The organism is Streptomyces sp. CB02400, assembly GCF_001905725.1.
Classification (GTDB): Bacteria; Actinomycetota; Actinomycetes; order Streptomycetales; family Streptomycetaceae; genus Streptomyces; species Streptomyces atrovirens.
Genome location: NZ_LIWB01000025.1, coordinates 1 through 15,001 on the forward strand (window position 1 = coordinate 1; position 15,001 = coordinate 15,001).

Genomic DNA, 15,001 nt, shown 5'->3' on the forward strand with positions numbered 1-15,001 from the left:
TCCTCCGGGCGCTTCCCTTCGGTCTTGCGTTTCCGACTGTATCAGATCTTTCCGATCCGATTTCCTCGGTGCTTTCCAGGTTCCCGCTTTCGCGTTTCCCTTTCCGGCGGTTCCGACTCTATCAGATCCTTTCGGGCCTGATTCCCGGTCGGCGGGGTATGCCGTCGAGCCCTCGGCTTCCGCCTGTCGGCCTTTCGACATTCACTACGTTAACCGATTTCCCCGCTCGATTCATAATCGGGCTCTGCGGTTCGGAATTCAGACATGCGGACATGACGAATTCGACCCCGCTGAGGGGTGATCGTAGGTAGTGGGTTGGCCGCTTCCGGCTGCAGGCGATCGCCGTACCCGGTTCAAGCGGCTCGGGCTACATTACGCACCTTCCGAGGTCGAGTCAACTTCGGCGGCGCCGCGGCACGTGGGCCCGATAGGGACTCACCGTCGGGTCGTCGGTGACCCAGTAGCGCCAGGGGTGGACGGCTCCCTCACCGGAGACTCCGGTACGCGGGCCGTTGCTCACCTGGTCGGAGGGCACGGGGGTGCCGGTGAGGATCCGTAGCGGGGTGTCGCCTGCGGCGCAGGCGTCCGTGCCGTTGAGTGCGCGGTCGACGCCGAGGGCCGTGGCCAGGCGGGCCGGACCTTTGGCGAGTTCCTTGTCGTTGCGGGCCGAAAGGCGGCGGCTGCGGGCCGGCTCGGCGCCCTCGATGATCTCGCCGGCGCGGAGGAGCACGGCGCTCGCGCGGCCCTCGGGGCCGCACACGAGGTTCATGCAGAACCACATGCCGTAGGTGAAGTAGACGTACACATGGCCGGGCGCACCGAACATCACGTCATTGCGGGCGGTGCGACCGCGGTAGGCGTGGGAGCCGGGATCGTTCTGACCGTCGTATGCCTCGACCTCGGTGAGGCGGAGGGCGATCGGACCGTCCGGGGTGGTGCGGACCAGGACCCGGCCGAGGAGGTCGGGGGCGACCTCGAGGACGGGGCGGTCGAAGAACTCTCTGGGCAGGGGCGTACGGTCGGGGGTCGCGATCATGCCGTCCGAGGGTACTGGAGACGGACGGCGCCGCGGGGTGGTCAGCGGGCTCCGCGGTTGCCAGGGTGTGGGACGCGGAACCGGCCACGGCCGGATCGCGTTGTTAGGGATCAAGGGTCCATACGTACGACTCGACGCAGGACGACGGATCAGGTGTGGCCCACGGGGGTCGCCTGGAGAGGAAGAGACATGGCGTTCAAGAAGCTGCTGGCGAGTCTGGGTGCCGGCGGGGCCTCGGTCGAGACGGTGCTGCACGAGGTCAACGTGGTTCCGGGCGGTGTCGTCCAGGGTGAGGTGCGGATCCAGGGCGGGTCCGTGAACCAGCAGATCGAGGGTCTGTCGGTCGGGCTGCAGGCCAAGGTCGAGGTGGAGAGCGGCGACCAGGAGTACAAGCAGGACGTCGAGTTCACCAAGTCGAGCCTGGGTGGTGCCTTCGAGCTCCAGGCGGGTGCGGTGCACGCGGTGCAGTTCGGGCTGGAGATCCCGTGGGAGACGCCGATCACGATGATCGACGGGCAGCCGCTGCGCGGGATGAACATCGGGGTGAGCACCGAGCTGGCGATCGCGCGGGCCGTGGACTCCGGTGATCTGGACCCGGTCAACGTGCACCCGCTGCCGGCGCAGAAGGCGATCCTGGACGCGTTCATCCAGCTGGGCTTCCGCTTCAAGAACGCGGACATGGAGCGCGGCCACATCCGGGGCACCCGGCAGAAGCTGCCGTTCTACCAGGAGATCGAGTTCTTCCCGCCGCAGCAGTACCGGGGGCTGAACCAGGTCGAGCTGAGCTTCGTGGCCGACGAGCAGGCCATGGACGTCGTGCTGGAGATGGACAAGAAGCCGGGGCTGTTCAGCGAGGGCAGCGACACGTTCCGTTCCTTCAAGGTGGGGCTGAACGACTACCAGGGGACCGATTGGACGGCGTACCTCAACCAGTGGCTGTCGGAGGTCGGCAGCAAGCGCAACTGGTTCTAGGCTCGGTTTCCGACTGAACGCAACCGATCAGGAGGTACCGACGTGACCGAGCTCAAGCGGCGGCCGCTCCCCCACGACTTCCATCCACCCGTGCCGTCGTTCGCGGTGACGAGCGAGGACGTGCAGGAGGGGGCGACGCTCAAGGACGCTCAGGTCCACGCGGCCGGCAACACCTCCCCGCACCTGCGGTGGGAGGGGTTCCCGCCGGAGACCAAGAGCTTCGCCGTGACCTGCTACGACCCCGATGCCCCGACGGGCAGCGGGTTCTGGCACTGGGTGGTGTTCGACATCCCGGCCACGGTGACCGAGCTGCCGGTCGGTGCGGGGAGCGGCAAGTTCGAGGGGTTGCCCGAGGGCGCGGTCCACGCGCGCAACGACTACGGCAGCAAGGACTTCGGCGGTGCCGCGCCGCCGCCCGGGGACGGGCCGCACCGGTATGTGTTCACGGTGTACGCCGTGGACCAGGAGAAGCTCGGTCCGGACTCGGACGCGTCTCCCGCCGTGGTGGGCTTCAACCTGCGGTTCCACACGCTGGGGCGTGCCCAGCTGATCGGTGAGTACGAGGTGCCCGCGGAGTCCTGAGCGGTTTCCCGCGCGGCCTCGAGCGTTCACGGAACGTTTGCCCGCCCCTGGTCTTGGAATTGATCAGGGGCGGGCATTTTTGTTGCCGGGGGTCGCGGGGGTCACCTCCCGCAGGAGCAGCAGATATTGCGTTGTCCATCTCGGCGTGCCCGGCCAGAGTTGATCCCAGCCCGCCGAGGGGTGGGCCGGTGCACACGGGAGGTGGGCTGGTATGCGGGACACGCTGGTACTGAACGCGAGCTTCGAGCCGTTGTCGACGGTGACGCTGAACCGAGCCGTCGTTCTGGTGCTTCAGGACAAGGCCGTCGTCGAGCAGGCCCACCCCGAGCTGCGGATGCGTGGAGCCGCGGTCGACATACCGGCGCCCCGGGTGATCAGGCTCTGCCAGTACGTGAGGGTGCCGTTCCGAAGACAAGCGCCGTGGTCGAGGCGGGGTGTCCTGGTACGGGACCGGCACCGGTGCGCTTACTGCGGGCGGCGGGCGACGACCGTGGACCACGTGGTGCCGCGGTCGCACGGTGGGCAGGACACGTGGTTGAACACGGTGGCATCCTGTGCGGAGGACAATCACCGGAAGGCGAATCGGACGCCTGAGCAGGCGGGGATGCCGCTGTTGCGTCGGCCTTTTGAGCCGACGCCGGCTGATGCGATGTTGTTGGCGCTGGGCGCCGAGGAGTTCGAGGCGTTGCCCGAGTGGTTGGCGCTGGACGCGGCGTGAACGGCTTCGCCGTGGAGGCGTGGGTCGCCGCCCGGCTGCGGGTTGTCTGTGGCTGGTCGCGCGGTTCCCCGCGCCCCTAGGGAGTGCGGGGAACCCCGTGCTTTCAGGTCCCGTCAGTCGATCGAGGGCTTCTCGCGGCGTTCCTGGGAAGGGACGTTGGCGGTTCCCGAAGCGCCGTTGCCGCCGCCCATCGCGCCGAAGTTGCCCATGGCGCCGGAGAGGCCCTTGAGGGCGTCGCCGATTTCGCTGGGGACGATCCAGAGCTTGTTGGCGTCGCCCTCGGCGATCTTGGGGAGCATCTGGAGGTACTGGTAGGAGAGGAGCTTCTGGTCCGGGTCTCCGGCGTGGATCGCCTCGAAGACCGTACGGACCGCCTGGGCCTCGCCCTCGGCGCGCAGCGCCGCCGCCTTGGCCTCACCCTCGGCGCGCAGGATCTGGGACTGCTTCTCGCCCTCGGCGCGCAGGATCTCGGACTGGCGGACACCCTCGGCCTGGAGGATCGCGGCGCGCTTGTCGCGGTCGGCGCGCATCTGCTTCTCCATCGAGTCCTGGATGGAGGTGGGCGGTTCGATGGCCTTGAGCTCGACGCGGTTGACGCGGATGCCCCACTTGCCGGTGGCCTCGTCGAGGACGCCGCGCAGGGCCGCGTTGATCTCCTCGCGGGAGGTGAGGGTCCGTTCCAGGTCCATGCCGCCGATGATGTTGCGGAGCGTGGTGACGGTGAGCTGTTCGATGGCCTGGATGTAGCTGGCCACCTCGTAGGTGGCGGCCCGGGCGTCGGTCACCTGGTAGTAGATGACGGTGTCGATGTTGACGACCAGGTTGTCCTGGGTGATCACCGGCTGCGGCGGGAACGGGACGACCTGTTCGCGCAGGTCGATGCGGTTGCGGATGGTGTCGATGAACGGGACGACGATGTTGAGGCCCGCGTTGAGTGTCCGCGTGTAGCGGCCGAAGCGCTCGACGATGGCGGCGCTGGCCTGTGGGATGACTTGGATCGTCTTGATCAGGGCGATGAAGACCAGCACCACCAGGATGATCAGGACGATGATGATCGGTTGCATCGTCGGTTCCCCGAACCCTTCTTAGCCTCGGCGCCTACGGCAGCTCTTGTGCCTGTGGAAGATCTTCTGTTGAAGATCTTGCTGGTCGAGTCTGACAGACCATCGGTGCAACTGGGGGGTTGTTCGCCCCAGTTGTGTCGTGCCCGGTCACATGATGATGGCCGTGGCTCCCTCGATGTCCACGACGTCCACTTCCTGGCCTGCTTCGTAGGCGCGGCCGGCGTCGAGTGCGCGTGCCGACCAGACCTCGCCGGCCAGCTTGATCCGGCCGCCGGATCCGTCGACGCGCTCCAGGACGACGGCCTGTTTCCCTTTCAGGGCGTCCACGCCGGTGGCGAGTTGGGGCCGCCCGGCACGGTGTCTGTTCGCGATGGGCCGTACGACGGCGATGAGGGCGGTCGAGACGACGGCGAAGACCACGACCTGGGCGACGGCGCCGCCGCCGAAGATGCCGGAGACCACTGCCGCGGCGACGGCGCCCACCGCGAGCATGCCGAGTTCGGGCATCGCGGTGATCACGAGCCCGATGCCGAGTACCGCCGCGCCGATCAGCCACCACAGCCATGCGTCGATGTCCACGTGGTCATGGTAGGACCGCACACCCGGTCGCCGACAGGGCGCCGATCGGTTTGAACGCGCCGTGCGGCTCCGGGTCTTGGGCTGCGGGAGGAATCAGGACATCGGGAGGCCCTGGGCGGTGAAGCGGTCGCCGACCTGTTCGACGACGAGCGGGAGGCCGAAGCAGAGGGAGAGGTTGCGGGAGGTGAGTTCCAGTTCCAGCGGGCCGGCGGCGAGGACCTTGCCCTGGCGGATCATCAGGACGTGGGTGAAGCCCGGGGCGATCTCCTCGACGTGGTGCGTGACCATGATCATGGAGGGGGCGATCGGGTCGCGGGCGAGCCGGCCGAGACGGCGTACGAGGTCCTCGCGGCCGCCGAGGTCGAGTCCGGCGGCGGGCTCGTCGAGGAGCAGCAGTTCGGGGTCGGTCATCAGGGCGCGGGCGATGAGGGTGCGCTTGCGCTCGCCCTCGGAGAGGGTGCCGAACCTGCGGTCCAGGTACTCGGACATGCCGAGGCGGTCGAGGAAGGCGCGGGCGCGCTGCTCGTCGATGTCCTCGTACTCCTCCTGCCAGCCGGCGGTCATGCCGTAGGCGGCGGTGAGCACGGTCTGCAGGACGGTCTGCTTCTTGGGCAGCTTGTCGGCCATGGCGATGCCGGCCATGCCGATGCGGGGGCGCAGCTCGAAGACGTCGGTGCCGGGCCTGCCGAGGGTCTCGCCGAGGATGCTGACGGTGCCCTTGCTGGGGTAGAGGTAGCTGGACGCGATGTTGAGGAGGGTGGTCTTGCCGGCGCCGTTGGGGCCGAGGATGACCCAGCGCTCGCCCTCCTTGACCGACCAGGAGACCTGGTCCACCAGAGCCCGGCCCTCACGGACCACGGATACGTCCTGAAGCTCCAGAACATCGCTCATGAGCGCGTTGTCTCCCCTTGCAGTGTGGCCGGTCTCGGCTGTCGCGTACGCCTGTGGGTCGGTCCGCCGCACCCGTGGGCGCAGCCCATCATGAAATCTACGCCACTGGTCGACCCGGACATTCCTCCGGTCCGGTTCTTGGGCTCTGTCTAGGGTGTACGCATGCTCTCGGAACCTCGCTCTGGACGCCTTGCCGCTTGGGGAAACGCCCTTCTTGCCGGACTTGTCTCACCGGATGACGCCGTGCTCGCGATCGTCGGGGAGGACGCGGTGCACCGGGTGGAGGGGTTGCCGGGTGAGTCGGCGCCGGTGGGGCTCACGCTGGCGTTGGGGCGGCTGCGGACGCTGGGGGTGAGCGGGCTGCGGGTGGCGCTGCCGGCGCCGGGGCATCCGCTGGGGCTGAGCGGGCCGCCGGAGTTCAACGCGCGGGCGTTGGAGGCGGAGGAGGCGGTGGTCTGTTCCGGGGCCGCGGTCGGGCTGGTGCCGGAGGTGTACGAGGCCGGGCCCTCGGGTGATGTGCATGTGGAGGTGGTGTGGCACTGCCTGCCGGTGCGGGCGGCGCCGCCGGCGGACGTGCCGTCGCTCGGGGAGGCGGAGCGGGAGCTGGCGGAGGCGTTGCGGGAGGCGACGGAGGTGTTGACGCGGCTGGATGTGGCCGGGTCGGGGCCGGTGGCGGAGGCGGCGATCGAGGCGTATCGGGCGCGTGCCCTGCGGGGGCGGGAGGTGTTGGCGCCGGGGTATCCGCCTCGGGCGGTGCGGGTGCTGGAGCTGGCGCAACGGGTGGGGGCGTTGGTTTCGCTGGCGGGGGCGCACGGGCACGGGGGTGCGGTGAGCGCTTCGGAGATTTCGGCGCGGGCGGGGGCGTTGCGGCCGGTGGAGCGGACGGCTCGGCGGGCGCAGGTGGCCGCGTACAACTCCGTTGTGGAGGAGCGGGGGGTGGGGTGAGGTGCCCCGGGTTTGCGTGGCCGGTGTTGGTGCGGTGGCCGGCGTTGGTGCGGGGCGGGGGTGGGTCGCGCCGCCCGGCGCTTGCGGGGTGCCGCTGCGCCCGCCCGTGCCGCCCCGGCGGCACGATTGCCCGCAGTGACGTCGGGGGGTGGTACGGCTGTCCGTAGTCACGCGGCATGTGCCGGGACAGCGCCGAGCCCCGGCGCTCGGTGGGGGGCGGGCGGCCGGGGCTGTGGGGGTGCGCGTCAGTGGTTGACGGCGGTGTTGCCGAAGGCCGGGTTCAGGACGCCGATGACGTTGATGCTGTTGCCGGACACGTTGACCGGGACGTCGACCGGGACCTGGACGACGTTGCCGGAGACGACGCCCGGGGAGCCCACGGCCGTGCCGTCGGCGTGGCTGCCGTCGGTGGCGGAGGCCATCCCCGTACCGGCCGCGAGCAGACCGCCGGCCACCATCGTCACGGCCGCTGCCTTCTTCAGGTTCTTCACTTTCCGAGCCCTCCTTGCGATGACCGCGGCAGGCGCCGCGGCGTGCACTGGAGAACGGCCGGAGACGACAAGGGATACGGCCGTCCGAGGGACATTCCCACTACGGTATGAATCTCGGATCGGAGGGGAACCTTCCGGCCGGTCCGAGGCGTCACGGGTCAGCCGCTCAGGCCATGGCGTACGGCCCACAGGGCGGCCTGCGTGCGGTCCGCCAGGTCGAGTTTCATCAGGATGTTCGAGACGTGGGTCTTCACGGTCTTCTCGGAGAGCACCAGGGCGCGGGCGATCTCCCGGTTGGCGCGGCCGTCCGCTATGAGCCCGAGCACTTCGCGCTCCCGTTCGGTGAGGGAGCCCGCGCGTCCCGTGCCTGAGCCGGTCTCCTCCTGGGACAGCAGCGCGCCGGCCACCTCCGCCTGGAGCAGGACGTGCCCGGCGTGCACGGAGCGGATGGCTCCGGCGAGCGCGTCGGGGTCGACGTCCTTGTACACGTAACCGGCGGCGCCCGCGCGGAGGGCGGGGACCACCGTGCGCTGCTCGGTGAAGCTGGTGACGATCAGCACGCGCGCGGGGTGCTCCAGCTCACGGAGCCGGCGCAGCGCGTCCACGCCGTCCATGCCGGGCATCTTGACGTCCATGAGGATGACGTCGGGCCCCAGCTCCCCCGCCAGGGCGACCCCTTCGGCGCCGTCCGCGGCCTCGCCGACGACCTCGATGTCGTCCTGCACCTCGAGGAAGGTGCGCAGCCCCCGGCGTACCACCTGGTGATCGTCGACCAGCAGCACCTTGATTGCGTCAGCCACCGGGGACCTCCATCTCGATCGTGGTGCCCTTGCCGGGCGCCGATTCCACGGTCAGCCTGCCGCCGACCCCGCTCGCCCGGTCCCGCATGGAGACCAGGCCCAGATGGCGGCCCGCGCGGCGGACGATCCGCGGGTCGAAGCCGCCTCCGTCGTCGCTGACCCGCAGGACCGCTCCGCCGCCGCGGCGGTCCAGGGTGACGTCGACGTGGTCGCCGCCGGAGTGCCGCAGCGCGTTGTGCAGTGCCTCCTGGGCGACGCGCAGCACCGCCTCCTCCTGGGCTGCGGGCAGGGCGCGTACGCCGTGCCCGGTGAAGGTCACGCGCGCGGTGTGGGCGCGGTCGAGGACCTGGATCTGGGTGCGCAGGGTGGCGACGAGGCCGTCCTCGTCGAGGGCCGCGGGGCGCAGTTCGACGACCGCCGCGCGCAGCTCGTCGGCGGCCTCGGCGGCCAGGGCGGCGACCTGCTGGAGCTCGCCCTTGGCGCGGGAGGGGTCGCGGTCGACGAGGCGGGCGGCGGCCTGGGCGGTGAGCCGCAGGGAGAAGAGTTTCTGGCTGACGGCGTCGTGGAGCTCGTGGGCGAGGCGGGAGCGTTCCTCGGCGATGGTCAGTTCGCGGCTGCGTTCGTAGAGCCGGGCGTTGGTCAGGGCGATCGCCGCGTGCTGGGCGAGGATACCGAGCAGTTCCTCGTCGTCCTCGGTGAAGCCGCAGGTGCCCTCGGGTTTGGGGCACCTCTTGTTGGCGAGGAACAGGGCGCCGATGACCTCGTCGCCGTCGCGGATGGGCAGGCCGAGGAAGTCGACCAGATCGGGGTGGGCGCTGGGCCAGCCTCCGAAGCGGGGGTCGCGGCGCACGTCGGCGAGGCGCTGCGTGGTGGCCTCATTGAGCATCGCGGCGAGGATGCCGTGCTGGCGCGGGAGGGGGCCGATGGCCTTCCACTCGTCGTCGCTGACGCCGTCGACCACGAACTGGGCGAAGCCGCCGTGGTCATCGGGCACGCCGAGCGCGGCGTACTGCGCGTCGAGGAGTTCGCGGGCCGAGGCGACGATCGTCTTGAGGACGTCGCGCACCTCGAGGTGCCTGCTCATGGCCAGCAACGCGGAGCTCACCGCGGCGAGGCCGGACCGGGGGCCGTGGCTCATGTCCTCACGGTACCGGCGGGCGGTGACAGCGGGATCGGACGTGTGGCGGCCGTCGGGCGGGCCGCGGGACCTAGGTCGGAGGTCCCGCCGTCCCGGTCGGGGCGTAGGACCGCGGGACCGGGGTCGGTGGCGTAGGGCGAAGGGACCCGGGGCGTTGCGTCCCGGGCCCGAGGCGGTGGCGGCGGGCCGGTCCCTAGGTTGAGGGCACGCCGATCAAGCGGCGTCCGAGGACGAGGGGACGGTTGCCATGCCGGTTGCGATCATCACGGGGGCTTCGAAGGGGCTCGGGGAGGCGCTCGCCCGGGGGCTGGCGGAGCGTGGCTGGGATCTGGTGCTGGACGCGCGGGACCCGGTTCCGCTGGCGGAGGCGGCGGGGCTGGTGTCGGCGCACGGCACGCGCGTGACGGTGCTGCCCGGGGACGTCACGGACGCGGCGCACCGCGCGGAGCTGGTGGCGGCGGCGTGGCGGCTGGGCGGGGTGGACCTGGTGGTGCACAACGCGAGCGCGCTGGGCGCCGAGCCGCTGGTCCCGCTGGAGGAGCTGCCGCTGGACGGGCTGCGGCGGGCGCTGGAGGTGAACCTGGTGGCGGCGCTGGGCCTGGTGCAGGAGGCGCTGCCGCTGCTCAGGTCGGCGGCGGCCGGGGCGGTGCTGGTGGTCAGCTCGGACGCCGCCGCGGAGGCGTATCCGACGTGGGGCGGGTACGGGGCGTCCAAGGCGGCCCTGGACCAGTTGGCGGCGGTGCTGGCGGTGGAGGAGCCGGGGCTGCGGGTGTGGTCGGTCGATCCCGGGGACATGGCGACGGACCTGTACGCGGCGGCCGTACCGGACGACGACGATCCGCGTCCTGAGCCGGCCACTGTGGTGCCCGCTTTCCTGCGGCTGCTGGACGAGCGGCCGGCGAGCGGTCGCTACGGCGCCCCGGCGCTGCTGGAGGAGCGGCGATGACCGTGGCCGTGGAGGTGCCGGAGGAGCTGTCCGCGCGGGTGCCGGTGGAGCAGCGGGGGCCGGGTCTTGAGCGGGACTCGGTGCGGCTGCTGGTGTCGCGGGGCACGGCGGTTTCGCATCACGCCTTCGTGGAGCTGCCGCGGCTGCTGCGGGCCGGGGACCTGCTGGTGGTGAACACCTCGCCGACGCTGGCGGCGGCCGTCGGGGGGTGGATCGGGCACGCGCGCGTGGTGGTGCATTTCTCCACGCGCGGTGACGACGGACGGTGGGCGGTCGAGCTGCGGGATCCCAACGGGCGCGGCACCACGCGTGCGCGCGCGGGGGCGCCCGCGGGTACAGAGGTGCGGCTGTTCGGGGGTGTGCGGCTGGTGCTGGAGGAGCCGCTGAGTGCGCGCGGGGAGCGGCTGTGGTGGGCGTGGGTGTCGGGGGACGTGCTCGGGGTGCTGCGGGAGCACGGGCGGGCCATCCGGTACGCGTACACGGAGCGGGACCAGCCGCTGTCGGCGTACCAGACGGTGTTCGCGCTGCCGTCGCCGGACGGTGCGGGGAGTGCGGAGATGCCGAGTGCGGGGCGTCCGTTCACCGCGCGGATGGTGGCGGAGCTGGTGAGCCGGGGGGTGCAGTTCGCCCCGGTCACGTTGCACACGGGGGTGGCGTCGGCGGAGGCGCACGAGCCGCCGTATCCGGAGCGGTTCGTGGTGCCGGAGGCGTCGGCGCGGCTGATCGGGGCGGCGCGGGCGGGGGGTGGCCGGGTGATCGCGGTGGGGACGACGGCCGTACGGGCGGTGGAGTCGGCGGCCGGTGCGGACGGTGTGGTGCGGGCCCGTGCGGGGTGGACCGATCTGGTGGTGACGCCCGAGCGCGGGGTGCGGGTGGTGGACGGGCTGCTGACCGGGCTGCACGAGCCGGAGGCCTCGCACCTGCTGATGCTGGAGGCGGTCGCGGGCCGGGCGGCGATCGACCGGGGGTACGAGGAGGCGCTGCGCGGGCGCTACCTGTGGCACGAGTTCGGCGATGTGCACCTGGTTCTGCCGGAGTGACCGAACCCCCTCACACAGAGCATTGCTCCAGCAACCACCGGTGAGGGCGGGGGGTGGCCGGTGTGAGGCCGGGCATAGGGCGCACATCACGTACGAAGAGGATTAGGAGAGACATACCGCCCGCGTGAGCGGGACATACGGCCCCCTCTGCCCCGGTTTGCCCCTCCCTGATCCACTACCCGGCTTCGTACGTCACACCTTTGCCCCGCAATTTTGCGGCCGCTAAGAATGGCTGCGTCGCTCAGCGCCGTGGGTATCTCCCCGCGGCGTTTGTGCCGGAAGCACCCTGTCCCCACCGGACGTTGAGCGACCTCCGCGCTATTCGAAGAGGTCCATCCCGCATGTCCAAGAACATCCTCACCCGTGGTCATAGTCGTGCCCTGACCCGTCACCACAAGATCGCCGTCGCCGGTGTCGCGGCCCTCGGCGCCGCCGCCATCGGTTTCTCGGCCGTCCCGAGCAACGCCTCCACGGCCACCACGGCCGAGGTCGCCGCCCCCACGGCGAAGGTCGCGTACAGCACCGAGCCGATCCAGGACGTCAAGGCGAGCGTCACCGACCAGCTCGCCGGTTCCAGCGTCAAGGTCGAGCAGATCGCGGCGAAGAAGGAGGCCGCGGCCCAGGCCGCCGCCGAGAAGAAGGCCGCCGCTGCCGCCGCGGAGGCCAAGGCGGAGAAGGCCCGCCAGGCCGAGGAGGCCGCCAGCCGTGCCGCCGAGCGCGCCGAGGTGAAGCAGGCCGCCCCGCAGAAGACCTACAGCGACAACCTGGACGGCTGGATCCGCGAGTCCCTGGCCATCATGAAGAAGCACGGCATCCCAGGCTCCTACGAGGGCATCCACCGCAACGTCATGCGGGAGTCCTCCGGCAACCCGAAGGCGATCAACCTCTGGGACATCAACGCCCAGAACGGCATCCCGTCCAAGGGCCTGCTGCAGGTGATCCCGCCGACGTTCGAGGCCTACCACGTCCCGGGCACCTCGAAGAACATCTACGACCCGGTCGCCAACATCACCGCCGCCTGCAACTACGCGGCCGACAAGTACGGCACCATGGACAACGTCGACAGCGCGTACTGAGGTCGGCGCGGACCTCTTCTCGCGAACCAAAGACGCCGAAGGGCGGCACCCTCCTGACGGGGTGCCGCCCTTCGGGGCCGTACGGCGCGGATCACTTGCGCATGACCTCGGGCTCGTGGCGGCGCAGGAAGCGGGCCACGAAGAAGCCGCAGATCACGCCGAGGACGATCAGCGCGCCCATGTCCATCGCCCAGGCCCCGACCGTGTGCTCCCACAGCGGGTCGGTGTCGCCGGCCGTCTCCGGCGGGCTGATCTTGTTGAAGTCCAGCGTGGCGCCCGAGGCGGCGACCGCCCAGCGCGACGGCATCAGGAACGAGAACTGGTTGACGCCGATCGAGCCGTGCAGGGTGAACAGGCAGCCGGTGAAGACGACCTGGATGATCGCGAACATCACCAGCAGCGGCATGGTCTTCTCCGCGGTCTTCACCAGCGAGGAGATGATCAGACCGAACATCATCGAGGTGAAGCCGAGCGCCATGATCGGCACGGAGAGCTCCAGCAGCGTGAAGCCGCCGAAGACCAGGCCCTCCTCCGGGATCTCCCGGCTGGAGAAGCCGATCACGCCGACCAGCAGGCCCTGCAGCACGGTGATCATGCCGAGCACGAACACCTTGGACATCAGGTACGCCGAGCGGGACAGGCCGGTGGCGCGCTCCCGCTCGTAGATGACCCGTTCCTTGATCAGCTCACGCACGGAGTTCGCCGCGCCCGCGAAACAGGCGCCCACCGCGAGTATCAGCAGGACCGTGGTCGCCGTGCCGTTCGGGATGACCCGGCCCGCCGCGTTGGGCGGGTTGGGCAGCAGGCCCTTGTCCGCGTCGATGAGCAGGCTGACCGCGCCGAGGACGGCCGGCAGGATCACCATCAGGGCGAGGAAGCCCTTGTCGGAGACGATCACCGAGACGTAGCGGCGCACCAGGGTCACGAACTGTGACATCCAGCCCTGCGGCTTCGGTGGCCGCATCGCCTGCATCGGCGGGACCTGTACGGACTGCGGTGCGACCGCGTCGATGTCCGCGGCGTACATCTGGTAGTGCTGCGAGCCCTTCCAGCGGCCCGCCCAGTCGTAGTCGCGGTAGTTCTCGAAGGCGGAGAAGACGTCGGCCCAGGTGTCGTAGCCGAAGAAGTTCAGCGCCTCCTCGGGCGGGCCGAAGTAGGCGACGGAGCCACCGGGCGCCATCACCAGGAGCTTGTCGCAGATCGCCAGCTCGGCCACCGAGTGCGTGACGACGAGGACCGTACGGCCGTCGTCGGCGAGGCCGCGCAGGAGCTGCATGACATCGCGGTCCATGCCCGGGTCGAGGCCGGAGGTGGGCTCGTCCAGGAAGATCAGGGACGGCTTGGTGAGCAGCTCCAGTGCGACGGAGACGCGCTTGCGCTGACCGCCGGACAGGGACGTGACCTTCTTGTCCTTGTGGATGTCCAGCTTGAGCTCGCGCAGCACCTCGTCGATGCGGGACTCACGCTCGGCGGCCGTGGTGTCGGCGGGGAAGCGGAGCTTGGCCGCGTACTTGAGGGCCTTCTTGACGGTCAGCTCCTTGTGCAGGATGTCGTCCTGCGGGACCAGACCGATGCGCTGGCGCAGCTCGGCGAACTGCTTGTAGAGGTTCCGGTTGTCGTAGAGGACCTCGCCCTGGTTGGCCGGGCGGTAGCCGGTGAGGGCCTTGAGCAGGGTCGACTTGCCGGATCCTGACGGGCCGATGACCGCGATCAGCGACTTCTCGGGGACGCCGAAGGAGACGTCCTTGAGGATCTGCTTGCCGCCGTCGACGGTGACCGTCAGGTGGCGGGCGGAGAAGGACACCTCACCGGTGTCGACGAACTCCTCGAGCCGGTCGCCGACGATCCGGAACGTCGAGTGACCGACGCCCACGATGTCGGCGGGGCCGAGCAGTTGGGCGCCGCCCTTGGCGATCGGCTGGCCGTTGACGTACGTGCCGTTGTGCGAGCCGAGGTCGCGGATCTCCATGCGGCCGTCGGGCGTCGAGTGGAACTCGGCGTGGTTGCGGGAGACCTGGAGGTCGGAGACGACCAGGTCGTTCTCCAGGGCGCGGCCGATGCGCATCACGCGGCCGAGGGAGAACTGGTGGAACGTGGTGGGGCTGCGGTCGCCGTAGACCGGCGGCGCGCCCGCGCCGCCGCCGGGCACCTTCTGCGCGTACTGCTCGCCCGGACCGCCCTGCTGCGGGATGTGCGGCGCGGGCTGCTGCGGTGCCGGCTGCTGCCAGCCGGGCTGCTGGGCGGGCGGCTGCTGCTGCGGCGGCGCCTGCTGGGACCAGCCGGGGTTCGCGCCCTGGGCGGCGTACGGCTGCTGCGGCTGGGCCTGCGGCGTGGCGGCCGGGGCCGCGGTGCCGGCACCGGCGGCTGCGCCGGACAGCGTCACGCGCGGGCCGTCGGTCGCGTTGCCCAGGTTCAGCACCGTGTCGGAACCGAACTCCAGGTGGTGGATCCGCTGCCCCTGCACGAACGTGCCGTTGGTGCTGCCGTGGTCCTCGATGACCCAACTGCGCCCGTTGAAGCTGATCGTGGCGTGACGCCAGGAGACCCTGGCGTCGTCCAGCACGACGTCCCCCTGCGGATCGCGTCCGAGGGTGTATGCCCTGGACGGATCGAGCGTCCAGGTCCGTCCGTTTGATTCCAGTACGAGTTCCGGCACTCCATGCCCCACTGAGTTGTCCCCCGAATTTCCCCCGTCGCAGGGAGTCTAGGGATGGCGAACATCG

Annotated in this window: 15 protein-coding genes; 7 read left to right on the plus strand and 8 right to left on the minus strand. The window is 70.5% G+C overall.

The window, feature by feature from the left end; all coding sequences use genetic code 11:
• Positions 1 to 394: 394 nt before the first annotated feature.
• A complete protein-coding gene (locus AMK33_RS36735) occupies positions 395 to 1,036 on the minus strand; it encodes a DNA-3-methyladenine glycosylase (protein ID WP_073937408.1) in 642 nt (213 codons plus the stop codon).
• A 189-nt stretch (positions 1,037 to 1,225) separates the two neighbouring features.
• Between AMK33_RS36735 and AMK33_RS36740 the strand changes: the two genes are divergently transcribed.
• The 3 genes from AMK33_RS36740 (at position 1,226) to AMK33_RS36750 (ending at position 3,308) form a co-directional block, all read left to right on the plus strand.
• Positions 1,226 to 2,008: a sporulation protein gene (locus tag AMK33_RS36740; RefSeq protein ID WP_073937410.1), complete on the plus strand. Its 783-nt coding sequence runs from the start codon at positions 1,226 to 1,228 to the stop codon at positions 2,006 to 2,008.
• A 42-nt stretch (positions 2,009 to 2,050) separates the two neighbouring features.
• Complete coding sequence (locus AMK33_RS36745; protein ID WP_073937411.1) at positions 2,051 to 2,590, plus strand: YbhB/YbcL family Raf kinase inhibitor-like protein; 540 nt, start codon at positions 2,051 to 2,053, stop codon at positions 2,588 to 2,590.
• Between the two features lie 211 nt (positions 2,591 to 2,801).
• On the plus strand, positions 2,802 to 3,308 hold the full coding sequence (locus AMK33_RS36750) for an HNH endonuclease (protein ID WP_073937413.1): 507 nt from the start codon (positions 2,802 to 2,804) through the stop codon (positions 3,306 to 3,308).
• Positions 3,309 to 3,421: 113 nt separating this feature from the next.
• On the opposite strand, the gene AMK33_RS36755 is transcribed toward AMK33_RS36750, so the two are convergent.
• The 3 genes from AMK33_RS36755 to AMK33_RS36765 form a co-directional block, all read right to left on the minus strand.
• Complete coding sequence (locus tag AMK33_RS36755) at positions 3,422 to 4,372, minus strand: SPFH domain-containing protein (protein ID WP_073937415.1); 951 nt, start codon at positions 4,370 to 4,372, stop codon at positions 3,422 to 3,424.
• A 147-nt stretch (positions 4,373 to 4,519) separates the two neighbouring features.
• Positions 4,520 to 4,951: an NfeD family protein gene (locus AMK33_RS36760; RefSeq protein WP_073937416.1), complete on the minus strand. Its 432-nt coding sequence runs from the start codon at positions 4,949 to 4,951 to the stop codon at positions 4,520 to 4,522.
• 93 nt (positions 4,952 to 5,044) lie between these two features.
• A complete protein-coding gene (locus AMK33_RS36765; RefSeq protein ID WP_073937417.1) occupies positions 5,045 to 5,842 on the minus strand; it encodes an ABC transporter ATP-binding protein in 798 nt (265 codons plus the stop codon).
• A 162-nt stretch (positions 5,843 to 6,004) separates the two neighbouring features.
• On the opposite strand from AMK33_RS36765, the gene AMK33_RS36770 reads away from it, so the two are divergent.
• A complete protein-coding gene (locus AMK33_RS36770) occupies positions 6,005 to 6,787 on the plus strand; it encodes a hypothetical protein (protein WP_073937418.1) in 783 nt (260 codons plus the stop codon).
• A 245-nt stretch (positions 6,788 to 7,032) separates the two neighbouring features.
• Here AMK33_RS36770 and AMK33_RS36775 read toward each other — a convergent pair whose 3' ends face one another.
• The 3 genes from AMK33_RS36775 to AMK33_RS36785 all read right to left on the minus strand — a co-directional run bounded on the left by AMK33_RS36775 (position 7,033) and on the right by AMK33_RS36785 (position 9,216).
• A complete protein-coding gene (locus tag AMK33_RS36775) occupies positions 7,033 to 7,278 on the minus strand; it encodes a chaplin (protein ID WP_073937419.1) in 246 nt (81 codons plus the stop codon).
• Between the two features lie 158 nt (positions 7,279 to 7,436).
• Positions 7,437 to 8,078, minus strand: coding sequence for a response regulator (locus tag AMK33_RS36780; RefSeq protein WP_073937420.1), 642 nt, complete (start codon positions 8,076 to 8,078; stop codon positions 7,437 to 7,439).
• Positions 8,071 to 9,216, minus strand: coding sequence for a GAF domain-containing sensor histidine kinase (locus AMK33_RS36785; protein ID WP_073937421.1), 1,146 nt, complete (start codon positions 9,214 to 9,216; stop codon positions 8,071 to 8,073). The genes AMK33_RS36780 and AMK33_RS36785 overlap by 8 nt, the downstream gene beginning before the upstream one ends.
• Before the next feature lie 247 nt (positions 9,217 to 9,463).
• On the opposite strand from AMK33_RS36785, the gene AMK33_RS36790 reads away from it, so the two are divergent.
• The 3 genes from AMK33_RS36790 to AMK33_RS36800 all read left to right on the plus strand — a co-directional run bounded on the left by AMK33_RS36790 (position 9,464) and on the right by AMK33_RS36800 (position 12,278).
• The gene (locus AMK33_RS36790) at positions 9,464 to 10,162 is read left to right on the plus strand and encodes an SDR family NAD(P)-dependent oxidoreductase (protein WP_073937422.1); all 699 of its coding nucleotides are present in this window, start codon (positions 9,464 to 9,466) and stop codon (positions 10,160 to 10,162) included.
• A complete protein-coding gene (locus tag AMK33_RS36795; RefSeq protein WP_073937423.1) occupies positions 10,159 to 11,202 on the plus strand; it encodes an S-adenosylmethionine:tRNA ribosyltransferase-isomerase in 1,044 nt (347 codons plus the stop codon). The genes AMK33_RS36790 and AMK33_RS36795 overlap by 4 nt, the downstream gene beginning before the upstream one ends.
• 341 nt (positions 11,203 to 11,543) lie before the next feature.
• Complete coding sequence (locus AMK33_RS36800; protein WP_073937424.1) at positions 11,544 to 12,278, plus strand: transglycosylase SLT domain-containing protein; 735 nt, start codon at positions 11,544 to 11,546, stop codon at positions 12,276 to 12,278.
• Positions 12,279 to 12,369: 91 nt separating this feature from the next.
• Here AMK33_RS36800 and AMK33_RS36805 read toward each other — a convergent pair whose 3' ends face one another.
• On the minus strand, positions 12,370 to 14,934 hold the full coding sequence (locus AMK33_RS36805; RefSeq protein ID WP_201263148.1) for an ABC transporter ATP-binding protein/permease: 2,565 nt from the start codon (positions 14,932 to 14,934) through the stop codon (positions 12,370 to 12,372).
• Positions 14,935 to 15,001 lie beyond the last annotated feature (67 nt).

Bases quoted from the DNA above. Each gene is read 5' to 3' on its own strand.
- AMK33_RS36785 (WP_073937421.1), bottom strand. From the start codon at position 9,216: ATGAGCCACGGCCCCCGGTCCGGCCTCGCCGCGGTGAGCTCCGCGTTG.
- AMK33_RS36795 (WP_073937423.1), top strand. From the start codon at position 10,159: ATGACCGTGGCCGTGGAGGTGCCGGAGGAGCTGTCCGCGCGGGTGCCG.
- AMK33_RS36735 (WP_073937408.1), bottom strand. From the start codon at position 1,036: ATGATCGCGACCCCCGACCGTACGCCCCTGCCCAGAGAGTTCTTCGAC.
- AMK33_RS36755 (WP_073937415.1), bottom strand. From the start codon at position 4,372: ATGCAACCGATCATCATCGTCCTGATCATCCTGGTGGTGCTGGTCTTC.
- AMK33_RS36765 (WP_073937417.1), bottom strand. From the start codon at position 5,842: ATGAGCGATGTTCTGGAGCTTCAGGACGTATCCGTGGTCCGTGAGGGC.
- AMK33_RS36800 (WP_073937424.1), top strand. From the start codon at position 11,544: ATGTCCAAGAACATCCTCACCCGTGGTCATAGTCGTGCCCTGACCCGT.
- AMK33_RS36750 (WP_073937413.1), top strand. From the start codon at position 2,802: ATGCGGGACACGCTGGTACTGAACGCGAGCTTCGAGCCGTTGTCGACG.
- AMK33_RS36770 (WP_073937418.1), top strand. From the start codon at position 6,005: ATGCTCTCGGAACCTCGCTCTGGACGCCTTGCCGCTTGGGGAAACGCC.
- AMK33_RS36790 (WP_073937422.1), top strand. From the start codon at position 9,464: ATGCCGGTTGCGATCATCACGGGGGCTTCGAAGGGGCTCGGGGAGGCG.
- AMK33_RS36740 (WP_073937410.1), top strand. From the start codon at position 1,226: ATGGCGTTCAAGAAGCTGCTGGCGAGTCTGGGTGCCGGCGGGGCCTCG.